The sequence below is a fragment of the Capnocytophaga genosp. AHN8471 genome (assembly GCF_016806945.1).
GTDB classification, from domain to species: Bacteria; Bacteroidota; Bacteroidia; order Flavobacteriales; family Flavobacteriaceae; genus Capnocytophaga; species Capnocytophaga periodontitidis.
On sequence record NZ_JAESPJ010000011.1, the window covers coordinates 59,449 to 74,212 of the forward strand.

The window sequence follows — 14,764 nt, forward strand, 5'->3', positions numbered from 1 at the left end:
AACTCGTCATTATTTCACCAGTTTCATTTCGTTTAACAGATAGCCTGCTCCAGCGTATTTATCTATAATGAAAAGCACATAGCGTATATCTACCATTATGTTGCGACATATTTTAGGATCGTAGTGAATATCACTCATTGTGCCTTCCCATACGCGGTCGAAATTGAGCCCGATGAGGTTGCCTTGCGCATCAATAGCAGGACTTCCTGAGTTTCCTCCTGTGGTGTGATTGGTCGCTATAAAGCACACGGGCATTTTGCCATTAACGCCATAAATACCGTAGTCCTTTTTCTCATAGAGTTCACGCAATTTAGCAGGTACATCAAACTCGTAATCGTTCGGTACATATTTTTCCATTACCCCGTCTAAATAGGTCATATAATCATAAGTTACAGCATCTAAAGGTGAATAGCCTGCTACCTTGCCATAAGTAACGCGCAAGGTGCTATTAGCATCGGGGAAGATGCGGTCTTGAGGTTTAGAAAACTCTAAAATAGCTTTCATATAGGTGCGTTGTAGTGCTGTAATTTCATCATCTAAGTTTTGATAAGTAGGCATTACAGTTTCGTAGAAATGAGAGATGATTTGCTCTACAAATTGCACTCCCACATCGTTTTTGAGACGTTTTTCAAAAGCGTCATCGGGGAGGTTGAGTACTTTATCCATTTCGGCTTTAGAGGCTAAAAACGATTCTTTATAGAGTTTATCAGCCAAAGCGTGTGCGTCAAATTGCTGAAGATTAGGAGATAGCAAGGCTTTAGGCATTGTTTTAGCATAATAGCTAATCGCTTGTTCAAACACAGCTTTATCTACATTGAGGTCGTAGTTTTTAAATACAGTTTCAAAGTTGTTTAAAAGGTTTTTCTTTCGGTCAGCAAACGATTGAGAGCCTTTTTCACGCAGCGCATTGCGGAGTTGGAGTATTTTATAACCATTAGCAATCAGGTCGATATTGCGCATAGCGAGTTCCGAGTAGAGACCAGCTGCTAAAGCGTAATCTTGAATTTGAGTGTATTTTTCGGCAAATTGAGGTAGAATATGTCCATATTCAGCATTTTTACCGCGTTTTTCAACTTCTTTTATGAATTTTTGTTCTTGAGCACGCTTGATAGCCACAGCGTTCGATTTTTTCAAACCTTGAGTTTCGCCTATCCATTTTTTCCAATAGTTGGCAACACTGGCATATTTAGAGGCATATTTTATTTTAATTTCGGGATTGGAGCGCATAAATGCGTCTTGTGTTTTAAGTACCACATCGCGAATGGCTATTTTAGCAGGGTTGAGTACATTTACAATTTGCTCTACAGCAACTGCTGGGAGGTATTCTTCAGTGCGACCAGGATAACCAAAAACCATTGTAAAATCACCCGCTTTCACTCCTTTGAGCGAGATAGGAAAGAAGTATTTAGGGCGATAGGGCACATTGTCTTTGGAGTACTCGGCAGGACGATTGTTCTTATCAGCGTAGACACGGAAGAGAGAAAAATCACCCGTATGGCGAGGCCACACCCAATTATCGGTATCTGAACCGAATTTGCCAATAGCTGAAGGGGGAGCGCCTACCAAACGTACATCTTTAAAGGTTTCAACTACAAAAAGGATATATTGGTTACCCTCATAGAATGCACGAATGCGGTTTTCTTGCCAACTTTCTTTAGGTGAGTTTTGTACCAAAGAGGCTATATTGCGTTCAATTTGGGCATTGCGAAGAGTTTCATCTTTGAGGTTTTGTGTATCAGCGAGTACTTTTTTAGTTACATCTTCAATACGAACGATAAAAGTAACTTCTAAATTCTTGTTAGGCAACTCATCTGATAGATTTTTAGCCCAAAAACCATTAGTGAGATAGTCATTTTGTACTGAAGAATGCGCTTGTATTTGTCCGTAACCACAATGGTGATTGGTGAGCAAGAGCCCTTGATTAGAAATCATTTCAGCAGTACACCCTCCATTGAAGTGGGGCACAGCATCTTTCAAACTCGATTTGTTGATGTTATAAATATCGCTTACCGACATTTTCATTCCTAAGGATTTCATTTCCTTGGCATTCATACCTTCAAGAAGAGAAGGAATCCACATACCACCTTGCTGAGCTGTTAAGGTAAGAGGTAAGAGATAAGAGATAAGAAGTAGTAGAATGAGGTTAATTTTTCTCATAGTGTTGATTTAATTAAAGTGCAAATGTAGGGAATATTTTTCTAATAAATAACTAATTGACAAATTATTTGTACTTTTGCCGATTGAACACTACACGTATTATTTTTTAATTGTCAATCGTTAATCAAAAAAATATGATTTGGGAAAAATTACTTCCGTTGAATAAATATGGCGATACAACACCACGACCTCGCCTCAAAGAGGACGAAACGCGCCTTAGCTTTGATATGGACTACGATCGTGTGGTCTTCTCAAGTGCTTTTCGCAGTTTGCAGGACAAAACACAAGTAATTCCGCTTTCTAAAACAGGTTTTGTGCATACTCGCCTCACTCACAGTATAGAGGTGTCGGTGGTAGGACGTAGTTTAGGGCGTGCCGTAGGGAAACATTTGCTCACCAAATACCCTCATTTGCGCGAATTAGGCTATCAAACTAATGATTTTGGGGCTATTATTGCAGCGGCAGCCGTAGCTCACGATATTGGCAACCCACCTTTTGGGCATAGTGGCGAAAAGGCAATAGGCGAGTTCTTTCAGTTTAAAAAAGGAACAGCCATCAAGCACTTGCTTACCGATGCCGAGTATGCCGATTTGTGTAATTTCGAGGGGAATGCCAATGGTTTTAGGATTCTCAACGAAACGCGCTTAGGAGTAGAGGGTGGTTTGCGCCTTACGTATGCTACCTTGGGAGCTTTTACTAAATATCCTAAAGAATCATTGCCTATACGCCCTACTAATAGAATAGCTGATAAAAAGTATGGATTCTTTCAAGGCGATAAAGTTTTCTTCAAAGAAGTAGCAGATATTTTAGGACTCAAATCAAATAGTGAAGCTGGTGAATTGCGTTATGCGCGCCATCCGTTGGCTTTCTTGGTAGAGGCTGCCGATGATATTTGCTATACTATTATCGATTTTGAAGATGGTATCAACTTGGGGCTCATCAGCGAAGAAGTAGCTTTAGAATACTTGGGAGCAATTATTGATAATCGTATCAACACTCAAAAATACAGCAAGTTGCAAACAAAAGAAGAGCGCATTGCCTATTTACGTGCGGTCTCCATCGGGGCATTAGTGCAAGATGCTACCGATATTTTCTTACAAAACGAAGAGACTATCCTCGCTGGCAATTTTCATCAATCCTTATTATACAATAGTAAATACCGTCACCAAATCACCGATGTAATCGATTGCAGTGTAGAACACATCTATCAATCGGATGAAGTAGTAGAGAAAGAAGTATCGGGTTATGTGATTTTACAGCATCTATTAGACATCTTTTTTACAGCAATTATCAATCGTGAGAATGGACGAGAAACCTCATTTGATAAACTTTTGCTCAAAAAACTACCTGAAAAATACCGCAAAGAGGGGTCGATATACGACAAAGTGATGGGTATTACCTGCTATGTAGCAAGCCTTACCGATAGCAATGCACTCGAATTGCACTTAAAAACTGCCAGTCGCACCTCAAATATGTGATAATACAAAACGTTCATTATCAGTAATATTTGAAAAAAGTTTTAAAAAAAAATAAAAAAAAGTCTTCAAAAAATTTGCAGGTATTGAAAATAGTTGTACTTTTGCAACCGCAATGAAGAAATGAATTGCACAATTTATTGATAAATGGTCTGGTAGTTCAGCTGGTTAGAATACATGCCTGTCACGCATGGGGTCGCGGGTTCGAGTCCCGTCCAGACCGCTTCATAAGATTTAGTTGTGTTGTTTTGTGTAAATATTTTTACACGGGTTTATAGTAAACCAATGAAAGCTTTCCTTTCTCCAAGGAGAGCTTTTCTTATTTTAACATCAATACATCAAAAATTAGCAAATTAGAAAATTGAAAAACAGCCGGTGCGGATCGCACCAAATTATAATATGATCAAGCTCATTGTTTCCGACATAGATGGTACTTTGGTGAATAACCAAAAGGAAATCCCCAATAGTTTTTGGGAAGTGTTCAAAACTATTGAACAGAAAGGTATTCTTTTTTGTGCAGCAAGTGGCAGACAGTTGCAGAGTTTGCACGAACTCTTTGCGCCTATCAAAGAGCGCATTGCCTATGCTCCCGATAATGGCGCATCGCTCATCTATCAGGGAAAAACGCTTTTTGAGCGACCTATCGCTTTTACTTCTTTCTTTCCTATCCTGCGCACTTGTAACGAAATTCAGCAAATAGGTGTAGCCCTTTGTGGCAAGAAAAGTGCTTATATAAAAACCGACGATGAGTGGATTTTTGATGAGATTGCTCGTCATTATCCTGCCCATACTCGTGTAACCGATTTTGCTGCTATCGATGATGATATTTTTAAGATAACAGTCTGTGATAGAGGTATTTCTCGCCTCAATTCCTTTCAGTATCTTAAAAAATATGCTAATGAGTTTAATGTAGTGGTATCGGGTGAGATATGGCTGGATATCACGGGTAAAGATGTGAATAAAGGGGATGCTATTGCGCACTTGCAATCACAACTGAATATCTCACCTGATGAAACTGTGGTATTTGGCGACCATTTAAACGATGTAGAGCTCATTCAGCAGGCTACTTATAGTTATGCAATGCTCAACGCACAAGAGGAACTCAAAGCACTTGCTAACTATGTAACCGAATACGACAACAATCACGCAGGTGTAGTGCGTACCCTCGAAAAATTATTGCAATCATAAACCTAAAAATATATTACAATGGACCACAATAAAACAATTTTCACCGAAACCTATAAAGTGCGTAGCACTCAAGTGAATTTAAATAATCAGTTAGGATTATACGGACTATTAGGAATGCTCCAAGATATCGCTGCCGAGCACGCTGCTTATTTAGGATTCGGTTACAAACAATTAGTGCAAAAAGGCTTCTTCTGGGCACTAATTCAGCAAAAACTCAAAATGAACTACTGGCCTCAGTGGAATGAGCGTATCACTGTGAAAACTTGGTCGTTACCAGTGCAAGGAGTCTATGCTTTCCGCGAGTTTGAACTCTATTACAACGACCAAAAAATAGGCGAATGTGCTAGCACTTGGATTACAATGGACATAGCCACCCGCCGCCCTATAGAACTCACTGAACAACAAGAAATTTTCCACCCGCGTACCGATGGAGGTCTTAATTTTCGCACTGAACGCATTGCGTTACCCGATGATATGCAACAAGTTAATCAATTCAAGGTACGTGTGAGTGACCTCGATATGAATGCTCACGTGAACAATGTGAAATACACTCAGTGGGCATTGGATATGATGACTGAACGCAACCACCGTGAGTTCACTATCAAAGAGTACGATATCAACTTCCTTTCCGAAACTTTTATGGGCGATGAGATGCAAGGCTTTAAGAGCAAAGGTAGGTATTTAGATGATGCTCATAATTTAGTAGAACTTTATCACTATGCTCAAAAAGTAGGAGCTTCTAAACCTGCTTTTATCTCACATTGGATAGCTGAAAGAATTTAACAAAAAACACCAAATATGAAACCAGCTATTATCATCACCCTCACTGCTCTACTTTTGGGTGCTTGTCAAAGCACTCAGTACCTCCCTACAACTACTCAATACACACTCAATCAAACTGTTGATAAGGAATTGTACATCTCCAATCATGACCAAACCAACCCTAAAAAAGTAGCGTTCTACTACGAAAATCTGCACAATGTAGTCATTGATGGCAAGGGACAAAAATTAGTGTTTCACGGTACGATTTTGCCTTTTGTAGTGAAAAACTGTAGCAATCTCACCCTTCGCAACTTCTCAATAGATTTTGCAACGCCTTACCTCAGACAGTTACAAATTACCGAAGTAGATAGCTTGCACAATAGTGTAAAGGCGCAACTCTACCCTCAAGGAAACTACAAAATTGAGAATGAAAAACTCTACTTCATAGGTGAAGATTATCAGGAAATGCCTTTTGGAGGAATGGTTTTTTCTCCCAATAAACACTTAGCCTACCGTCGTATCGATGTCCCTTTCTCACCTACAAAAATTGTTGAACTTGCTCCTAACAAGTTTTATATAGAGGGAATGGGTAAATCGCCCTATCTGCAAGTAGGCGAGCGCTTTGTGTTGCGCACTTATTCCCGACCTACACCTGCTATTTTTGTAACCGAAAGCAAAAATATAACTCTTGAGAATATCACAGTACACAATGTGCAAGGGATGGGGCTGTTGGCTCAACTCACTGAAAATATGACTCTTGATAAGTTTCGAGTAGCAATAGAGGAGGGAAGCGAACGTTTTTTCACCACTCAAGCCGATGCTACCCATTTTTCAGCTTGTAAAGGGAAAATACGCTCAGTAAATGGTTTGTATGAAGGTATGGCTGATGATGCTATCAATGTGCACGGCACTTACTTGAAAGTCATTACTCGTGAAAATGATTACACTATCAAAGCGCAATATATGCACCCTCAGTCGTGGGGATTTCTTTGGGGAGAAGTGGGTGACCAAGTGCAATTTGTCGCTGCTAAAACAATGGAAACTATAGGTGATAAAACTTATAAAATTCACCAGATAAAAGCTGTTGATAAACCTACTGAAGTAGGCGCAAAAATATTTGAAATCACTTTTGATAAACCTTTACCTGCTGAGGTAAACCCCGATACGCCTTGTGGGGTAGAAAATCTCACTTGGACGCCTAAAGTGCTTTTTAAAAACAACATAGTGCGCAACAATCGGGCACGAGGAGCACTTTTTAGTACCCCTAAAAAAGTGGTGTGCTGTAACAATCTATTCGACCATACCCACGGGGCTGCTATCTTGCTCTGTGGCGATTGCAATGGTTGGTACGAAACGGGCGCTTGCCGCAATGTGAGCATCAAAAACAATCGTTTTATAAATGCACTTACTGCCAACTATCAGTTTACGAATGCTATTATCTCTATCTACCCCGAAATCCCTAACTTAGAGGCTCAACAAAAATATTTTCACTCTAATATACGCATTGAGGATAATGTTTTTGAAACTTTTGACGAGCCTATTCTCTATGCTAAATCAGTAGAAAATCTTATCTATCGCAATAATAAAATTATCAAAAATCAGGACTTCAAACCGTTTCATTGGAATAAAGAACGCTTTAAATTGGAACGTGTTAAAAATGTAAAGATACAGGATTAGAGAATTAGAAAATTACCAAATTAACAAATCTATCATTATGAAACTATATTATATACTACTGCTTTTAGCTTTTCCTCTTTCAGCACAAATAAATGTAGTGCCACAGCCTAATGAAGTGCATTACTATAAAGGCAGTTGTAAGGTGAATACCCCCATTACTTATATAACAGAACCTACTATTGCCAATCCCGAAGGTTATCAGTTAGTTATTCAACCTCGAAAAATTATCATTAAGTACAGCACTGAAGCTGGAAAGTACTATGCAACACAAACACTTAGGCAATTGATATTTCAGGCAAAAAAAGAACACAAAGAATCCTTGCCTTGTCTCACCATTACCGATGCCCCTCGTTTTGCTTATCGCGCCCTAATGGTAGACCCCGCGCGTCACTATTGGAAAATAGAGGATTTGAAAAAGTATATCGATGTGATGTCGCAATACAAATTCAACTACTTACATTTGCATCTCAACGACGACCAAGGCTGGCGCATAGAGATTAAAAAATATCCCAAGCTGACAGAAATAGGGGCTAAACGAACAGATTTTGAAGGGAGCAAGCGCAATAATGAAGGCTTTTATACCCAAGAAGAAATGAAAGACTTGGTGCGGTATGCTTTAGAACGCAATGTGCAACTTATCCCTGAGTTTGATGTGCCAGGGCATAATGATGCCGCAGTGGCAGCTTATCCATTTCTCAGTTGCAACGATACAATTATAGGAGTGCGCACTACTGCTGGGGTTTCTAAGAATTTGTTATGTGTATCCAAAGAAGAAGTTTTTACTTTTATAGATGATGTTATCAGTGAGTTATCAGAGGTATTCCCTTGTAAATATTTTCATATAGGTGGCGATGAAGCTCCTTTGGATAAATGGCTTGAAAATCCGAAAGTGCAACAGCTTAAGAAAGAAGTACAAATTACGAACGACCACCAACTGATGAGTGAGTTTTTCAAAAGGGTAAATGAGTTCTTAGTAAAAAATGGCAAGCAACCTCTCATTTGGATGGAACTTGAGGTGCCTACTTATCCTCAAAATAGTGTAATGTATTTGTGGCGGATGCACACGACCCCTCAGGTATTAGAACGCGCTAAAAAAGATAACTTCAAAGTAATATGTTCACCGGGGGAGTATGCTTATTTTGATTATCCTCAAGCTAAAGACGATTTGCCTAATGTAGACTGGATGCCTACCCTCACGCTGCAACAAGTATATGAATTTAACCCCGCTTTTTCTCTCACATCACAAGAAGAAAAACAGTATATTTTAGGGGTAGAGGCTACCTTATGGGGCGAAAGTGTAAAAGACCTTTTTAGAGCTTTTTATATGACCTATCCGCGCGCCCTCGCCCTCTCCGAAGTAGGGTGGACACAAATGCAACACCGTTCTTGGAAGTCGTTTACCAATAGGTTAGAAGGTCAATTGAGTTATTTATTGCAACAAGGAGTCAATTACAGACCTCCTGTGGAGTTATCTCCTTTTTTTCGTCATTCGTATTTCGTATTTCGTAATTATTTATTACTTTTGCCCTCTGTAACAAAAATTTAAACCAATGAATACCGTAAATCGTTTATTCGATATACCTTATTATCAACAATCTAAACACCCTTTAGAGGTCGCTTTTGCTACCAAATACAACGGTGAGTGGGCAAAAACCTCTACTGCCGAATATATCCAAAAAGCGAATACCGTAAGCCGAGGCTTATTGCGCTTAGGCATTAAAAAAAATGATAAAATAGCGGTCATTTCAAGCACTAATCGCACCGAATGGCACGTGCTCGACATCGGGATTTTACAAGTAGGCGCACAGAATGTACCTATCTATCCCACAATCAACTTAGAGGATTTTGAGTATATCCTCAACCATTCGGAATGTAAATACTGTGTCGTTTCCGATAAAGAACTATGGGAAAAAATCTCTTCTATCCAAGATAAATTACCTCATCTAAAAACTATCTTTACCTTCAACGATGTACCTTATGCTCATCATTGGCAAGAAATCCTCGATTTAGGCGCCGATGAGAGCAATCAATCTGAAGTGGAAGCGCGCAAAGATAGTATTCAAAAAGACGATTTAGCGACTATCATCTACACTTCGGGCACTACCAGCCGCCCAAAAGGGGTAATGCTCTCTCATTGGAATATCATCTCCAACATACTGAACTGCCAAGACCGTTTACCTATTAGTGAAGGCTCTACAGCGCTCAGCTTTTTGCCTGTGTGCCACGTGTTTGAACGTATGCTCACCTACTTGTATCAGTACGATTGCTTAAATGTTTATTTTGCCGAATCTCTCGATAAAATCAGTGATAACTTACGCGAAGTAAAACCGCATATCATTACAGTAGTACCCCGACTCATAGAGAAGATTTACGACAAAATCTTCGCAAAAGGGGCCGAACTTAAAGGCATTAAACGCAAACTCTTCTTTTGGGCACTCAATTTGGGCTTTCAATACGAACCTTATGGCGCTAATGGTGCTTGGTATGAGTTCAAACTGAAAATTGCACGCAAACTCATCTTTAGCAAATGGCGCGAAGCCTTAGGTGGACGCATACAAATGATTGTCTCTGGTAGCGCTGCCCTCTCACCGCGTTTGGCTAAGGTGTTCTCTGCCGCAGGACTCAAAATTATGGAAGGTTATGGTCTTACCGAAACCGCTCCCGTTATTGCAGTAAACCGCGAATCGGGAAGATTCTGGAAAATAGGCACCGTAGGGAAACCTATTGTGAATATAGATGTAAAAATTGCCGAAGACGGTGAAATACTTGTGAAAGGAGAAAACGTAATGTTAGGCTACTATAAAGACCCTGAGCAAACAGCTGAAAACATCACCGATGGATTCTTCCACACGGGCGATATAGGCGAGCTTGACGCTGATGGCTTCCTTAAAATCACCGACCGCAAGAAGGAAATCTTTAAAACTTCAGGCGGTAAGTACGTATCACCTCAGCTAATAGAAAACCAATTGAAACTCTCTCGTTTCATCGAGAATGCAATGGTAGTAGGCGAAGGTGAAAAGATGCCTGCTGCTATTATTCAGCTCAACTTCCCATTTGTAAAAGAATGGGCACGCCGCCACAAAGTACAATTAGGTAAAACCAACGAAGAGATTATACAAAATCAAGCCGTTCACAATCGTATTGCCCAAGAAGTCGAAAAAGTAAACAGCCATCTCGGCAAGTGGGAACAAGTAAAACTTTTTGATTTCACCCCCGATGAATGGACAATAGATGGTGGTCACCTCACCCCTACCCTCAAACTTAAACGACGCGTGATTAAAGAAAAATATATAGACATTTACAACAAGTTCTACAACAAGTGAGAGAAATAACCGATATTACTACTTTTACTACCCAGCAGCCTACGGTGCTCACCATAGGTACATTTGATGGTGTGCATTTAGGACATCAAAAAATTGTTGAAAGAGTTGTAACAACCGCACACCAAGAAGGGCTTTTGGCTACTGTATTCACTTTTTTCCCGCATCCGCGAATGGTAGTGCAACACGACAAAGGCTTAAAACTCATTCACACTTTGGAAGAGAAAAAGCAACTACTCCAGCAATTAGGGGTCGATTTGCTCGTCGTGCAACCTTTTAATGAGGCTTTTGCCCAACTTACTGCCGAAGAGTTCGTAAGTACTATCTTAGTACAACGCCTCAATGTGAAAAAGGTGATTATCGGTTACGACCACCGTTTTGGGCGCAATCGCACAGCCAATATAGACGATATGCGTTTATTTGGTGAAAAGTATGGATTTGCTGTAGAAGAAATATCGGTGCAAGAAGTAGATGAAGTATCAGTGAGCTCCACCAAAATCAGAGAAGCGTTGAATAAAGGCGATGTTACCACTGCCGAGCATTACCTCGGGACTCCTTACAGCCTCACAGGCACGGTAGTACACGGACTCAAATTGGGGCGCACCTTAGGCTACCCTACTGCTAATATACAAGTAACCGAAGACTACAAACTCATTCCCAAAGATGGCGTATATGCCGTGTATAGCTACATTGGCGGTCGTAAAGTCTATGGAATGATGAGCATTGGCAAGAACCCTACTATCAAAGGAAAAGGAGCGTCTATCGAGGTGTATTTCTTTGACTTCAACGGCGACCTTTACGACCAAAAACTCACCATTGAGTTTGTACAATACCTACGTGAAGAACAGAAATTCGATACTATCGACCTCCTTAAAAAACAATTACAAGATGACGAAACAGCAGCGCGCAAAGCAATTGCGGTATGACAAAGCCTATATGCGTATGGCAATGGAATGGGCTAAACTCTCCTATTCACAACGCAAGCAAGTAGGTGCTATAATGGTAAAAGACCGTATGATTATTTCTGACGGTTATAATGGTACACCCACCGGTTTTGATAACTGTTGTGAAGATGAGGAAGGCAATACTCACTGGTATGTATTGCACGCCGAAGCCAATGCAATAATGAAAGTCGCCTCATCTACCCAATCGTCAGAAGGAGCAACGCTCTATATCACAATGTCACCTTGCAAAGAGTGCAGTAAGCTCATCTACCAATCGGGTATCAAGCGCGTGGTGTATAAGGAAGGCTATCGCGACAACGAGGGCTTAGCTTTTCTCGAAAAAGCAGGTGTAGAAGTCGTCCATTTAGAAGATGTAAGTGAATAAAAAAATAAAAATAAGTGCTATTTCTTTGGTAGTTAGAAAATATTTACTACCTTTGCGCCCGAAAAAATTCGTACATAATAATCATTAAATTAATATTGGAATGTATTTAACTAAAGAAGTAAAAGCGGAAATTTTTAAAAAGTACGCAGGTTCAGAAACCAACACTGGTTCAGCAGAAGGGCAAATCGCTCTTTTTACCCTTAGAATCAATCACCTTACAGAACACTTAAAGGTAAATCGCAAAGATTTCAATACCGAGCGTTCATTGGTGAAATTGGTAGGTAAACGCAGAAGTTTGCTCGATTATTTGAAAAATAACGATATCGAGAGATACCGTGCGATTATCAAAGAACTAAACATCAGAAAATAAGCAATACTAAGGAGGCTTTGTGCCTCCTTTTGTTTATTACAGCAGTTTTTCATTGGTTAATCCCTAAAGCCCTCAACACAACAATTATTAATTTATTAATTCACAAAAAGAATGATTCCAGAAGTTAAAAAAGAAATCATCGATTTAGGCGATGGTCGTACCATCTCTATCGAAACTGGCAAGTTGGCTAAACAAGCCGACGGCGCTGTTGTGGTGCAAATGGGCAATGCGATGCTATTGGCAACCGTAGTATCGGCTAAAGAAATCAATCCTGAAACTGACTTTTTACCTCTTACAGTAGACTATCGTGAGAAGTTTGCAGCGGCAGGTCGTTTCCCTGGGGGCTTCTTCAAACGCGAAGCACGCCCTAGCGATCAAGAAATCTTGACAATGCGCTTAGTTGACCGCGTATTGCGCCCGCTATTCCCCAAAGATTATCACGCTGAAACACAAGTGATGATCCAGCTTATCTCTCACGATGAGAATGTAATGCCCGATGCTTTAGCAGGTCTTGCTGCTTCTGCTTGTTTGGCTGTGTCTGACATTCCGTTCGATGGTCCTATTTCCGAAGTACGCGTAGGTCGTGTGAACGGTCAATTTATCGTAAACCCAAGTCGTGAACAATTAGAAGCTTCTGACATCGATATTATGGTAGGTGCTTCTAAAGACTTTGTGGCAATGGTAGAAGGTGAAATGGACGAGGTTAGCGAAAAAGATATGGCTGAAGCTATCAAATTTGCACACGAAGCTATCAAACCTCATATCGAAGCGCAATTGCGTTTGGCTGAAAAAGTAGGTAAAACTGAAAAACGCACCTACGAGCCTGAAGTAGAAAACGAAGAAGTAAAAGCAAAAGTATACGATTTTGCCTATAATAAATGTTATGCTATAGCCAAAGAAAACACTACTAAACAAGAACGCGGTGAAAAGTTCGCCGCAGTAAAAGAAGAGTGTTTGGCGCTCTTTACTGAAGAGGAATTAGAAGAGCTTACTCCTATCATCACTCGTTATTTCGGAGATGCTGAAAAAGAAGCTGTTCGTAATCTTATCTTAAACGAAAATATCCGTTTAGACGGTCGTAACACTACCCAAATACGCCCTATTTGGTGTGAAGTAGGCTATTTGCCATCAGCTCACGGTTCATCTATCTTTACACGTGGTGAAACCCAGTCACTTACTACCGTTACCTTAGGAACTTCACGCGAAGCAAACGTAATCGATTTACCTTCAGAACAAGGTGAAGAACGTTTCTACTTGCATTACAACTTCCCTCCTTTCTCAACAGGTGAAGCACGCCCATTGCGCGGAACATCACGCCGTGAGATAGGTCACGGTAACTTAGCACAACGCGCCCTCAAACGTATGATCCCTGAAGATTGCCCTTATACCGTTCGTGTAGTTTCTGAAATCTTGGAATCTAACGGTTCATCTTCAATGGCAACTGTGTGTGCAGGTACTTTAGCCTTGATGGATTCAGGGGTACAAATGGTAAAACCTGTATCGGGTATTGCTATGGGACTCATCACCGATGGCGAGCGTTATGCAGTACTTTCTGATATCTTAGGTGATGAAGACCACTTAGGTGATATGGACTTTAAGGTAACCGGTACAGCCGATGGTATTACCGCTTGCCAAATGGACATCAAAATCAAAGGTCTTTCTTACGAAATACTCGAAAAAGCTTTGAACCAAGCCCGCGAAGGACGTATGCACATCTTAGGCAAAATCACTGATACTATTGCCAAACCTAACCCAACAGTGAAACCTCACGCACCTAAAATTGTTAAGATGGATATGCCTAAGGAATACATCGGAGCATTTATCGGTACGGGTGGTAAGAACATTCAAGATTTGCAAGCGCGCACAAATACTACTATTGTGGTAGAAGAAGTGGGCGAATTGGGCATCATAGAAATCTTAGGTACCGACGAAGCTGGTATTCAAGAAGCTATTGAGGCAGTAAACGCAGTGAAATTTGAACCTGTAGAAGGAGAAACTTACACTGTAAAAGTAGTGCGCTTGGTAGAATTTGGGGCTTTTGTAGAGTTTGTTCCTGGTAAAGACTCTTTGCTCCACATCTCTGAAGTATCTTGGGATAGAATCGACAAAATAGAAGATGCTCTTAAAGAAGGTGATATCATAGAAGTGAAATACCTTGGTATCGACCCTAAAACCAAGAAAACAAGAGTATCGCGCAAAGCCTTGTTGCCACGTCCACCACGCGAAGAGCGCCCTGACCGTCCAGCGAGAGAAGACCGCCCAAAATCAGATAAACCTTACAACGGTAAACCTCGCAATGACCGCCCTAAAGGACACAATAATAACCAAAAACCACGTCAAGAATAGCAAAAAACTTTGTCAAAGTCTCAAAATTTAACAAAGCCTATCATAGAATTTTTGTATTCATAATATTTTTTAAACCGAAGATTTGGTACTTTTATAGTATAAAGTTTTCGGTTTTTCTTTTTTTTAGTATCTTTGCCTTC

Annotated in this window: 11 protein-coding genes and 1 tRNA gene; 11 read left to right on the forward strand and 1 reads right to left on the reverse strand. The window is 40.3% G+C overall.

The window, feature by feature from the left end; genetic code table 11:
- Positions 1 to 9 precede the first annotated feature (9 nt).
- On the reverse strand, positions 10 to 2,157 hold the full coding sequence (locus JMN12_RS05445) for a S46 family peptidase (RefSeq protein ID WP_088594678.1): 2,148 nt from the start codon (positions 2,155 to 2,157) through the stop codon (positions 10 to 12).
- Between the two features lie 134 nt (positions 2,158 to 2,291).
- Here JMN12_RS05445 and dgt point away from each other — a divergent pair, with 134 nt between their 5' ends.
- From dgt to JMN12_RS05500, 11 genes are all read left to right on the forward strand, one after another.
- Positions 2,292 to 3,635, forward strand: coding sequence for a dGTP triphosphohydrolase (gene dgt, locus JMN12_RS05450; RefSeq protein ID WP_088594679.1), 1,344 nt, complete (start codon positions 2,292 to 2,294; stop codon positions 3,633 to 3,635).
- A 146-nt stretch (positions 3,636 to 3,781) separates the two neighbouring features.
- A tRNA-Asp gene (locus JMN12_RS05455) sits at positions 3,782 to 3,855 on the forward strand.
- Positions 3,856 to 4,031: 176 nt separating this feature from the next.
- Entirely contained in the window at positions 4,032 to 4,820 is a 789-nt protein-coding gene (locus JMN12_RS05460; RefSeq protein ID WP_203137782.1) for an HAD family hydrolase, read from the forward strand.
- A gap of 18 nt (positions 4,821 to 4,838) precedes the next feature.
- The gene (locus JMN12_RS05465) at positions 4,839 to 5,603 is read left to right on the forward strand and encodes an acyl-[acyl-carrier-protein] thioesterase (RefSeq protein WP_203137784.1); all 765 of its coding nucleotides are present in this window, start codon (positions 4,839 to 4,841) and stop codon (positions 5,601 to 5,603) included.
- 15 nt (positions 5,604 to 5,618) lie between these two features.
- Positions 5,619 to 7,259 carry an alpha-1,3-galactosidase B gene (locus tag JMN12_RS05470; RefSeq protein ID WP_203137787.1) on the forward strand — a complete coding sequence of 547 codons (1,641 nt, stop codon included), beginning with the start codon at positions 5,619 to 5,621 and terminating at the stop codon, positions 7,257 to 7,259.
- Between the two features lie 34 nt (positions 7,260 to 7,293).
- The gene (locus JMN12_RS05475) at positions 7,294 to 8,805 is read left to right on the forward strand and encodes a beta-N-acetylhexosaminidase (protein ID WP_315137131.1); all 1,512 of its coding nucleotides are present in this window, start codon (positions 7,294 to 7,296) and stop codon (positions 8,803 to 8,805) included.
- 4 nt (positions 8,806 to 8,809) lie between these two features.
- A complete protein-coding gene (locus tag JMN12_RS05480; RefSeq protein WP_203137791.1) occupies positions 8,810 to 10,582 on the forward strand; it encodes an AMP-dependent synthetase/ligase in 1,773 nt (590 codons plus the stop codon).
- Complete coding sequence (locus JMN12_RS05485) at positions 10,579 to 11,505, forward strand: bifunctional riboflavin kinase/FAD synthetase (protein ID WP_198474370.1); 927 nt, start codon at positions 10,579 to 10,581, stop codon at positions 11,503 to 11,505. Before JMN12_RS05480 ends, JMN12_RS05485 begins: the two co-directional genes overlap by 4 nt.
- The gene (locus tag JMN12_RS05490) at positions 11,468 to 11,908 is read left to right on the forward strand and encodes a deoxycytidylate deaminase (protein WP_198467474.1); all 441 of its coding nucleotides are present in this window, start codon (positions 11,468 to 11,470) and stop codon (positions 11,906 to 11,908) included. The genes JMN12_RS05485 and JMN12_RS05490 overlap by 38 nt, the downstream gene beginning before the upstream one ends.
- 100 nt (positions 11,909 to 12,008) lie before the next feature.
- Positions 12,009 to 12,278: a 30S ribosomal protein S15 gene (rpsO, locus tag JMN12_RS05495; protein WP_002677173.1), complete on the forward strand. Its 270-nt coding sequence runs from the start codon at positions 12,009 to 12,011 to the stop codon at positions 12,276 to 12,278.
- A 111-nt stretch (positions 12,279 to 12,389) separates the two neighbouring features.
- The gene (locus JMN12_RS05500) at positions 12,390 to 14,624 is read left to right on the forward strand and encodes a polyribonucleotide nucleotidyltransferase (protein ID WP_203137793.1); all 2,235 of its coding nucleotides are present in this window, start codon (positions 12,390 to 12,392) and stop codon (positions 14,622 to 14,624) included.
- The last annotated feature ends 140 nt before the right edge of the window (positions 14,625 to 14,764 follow it).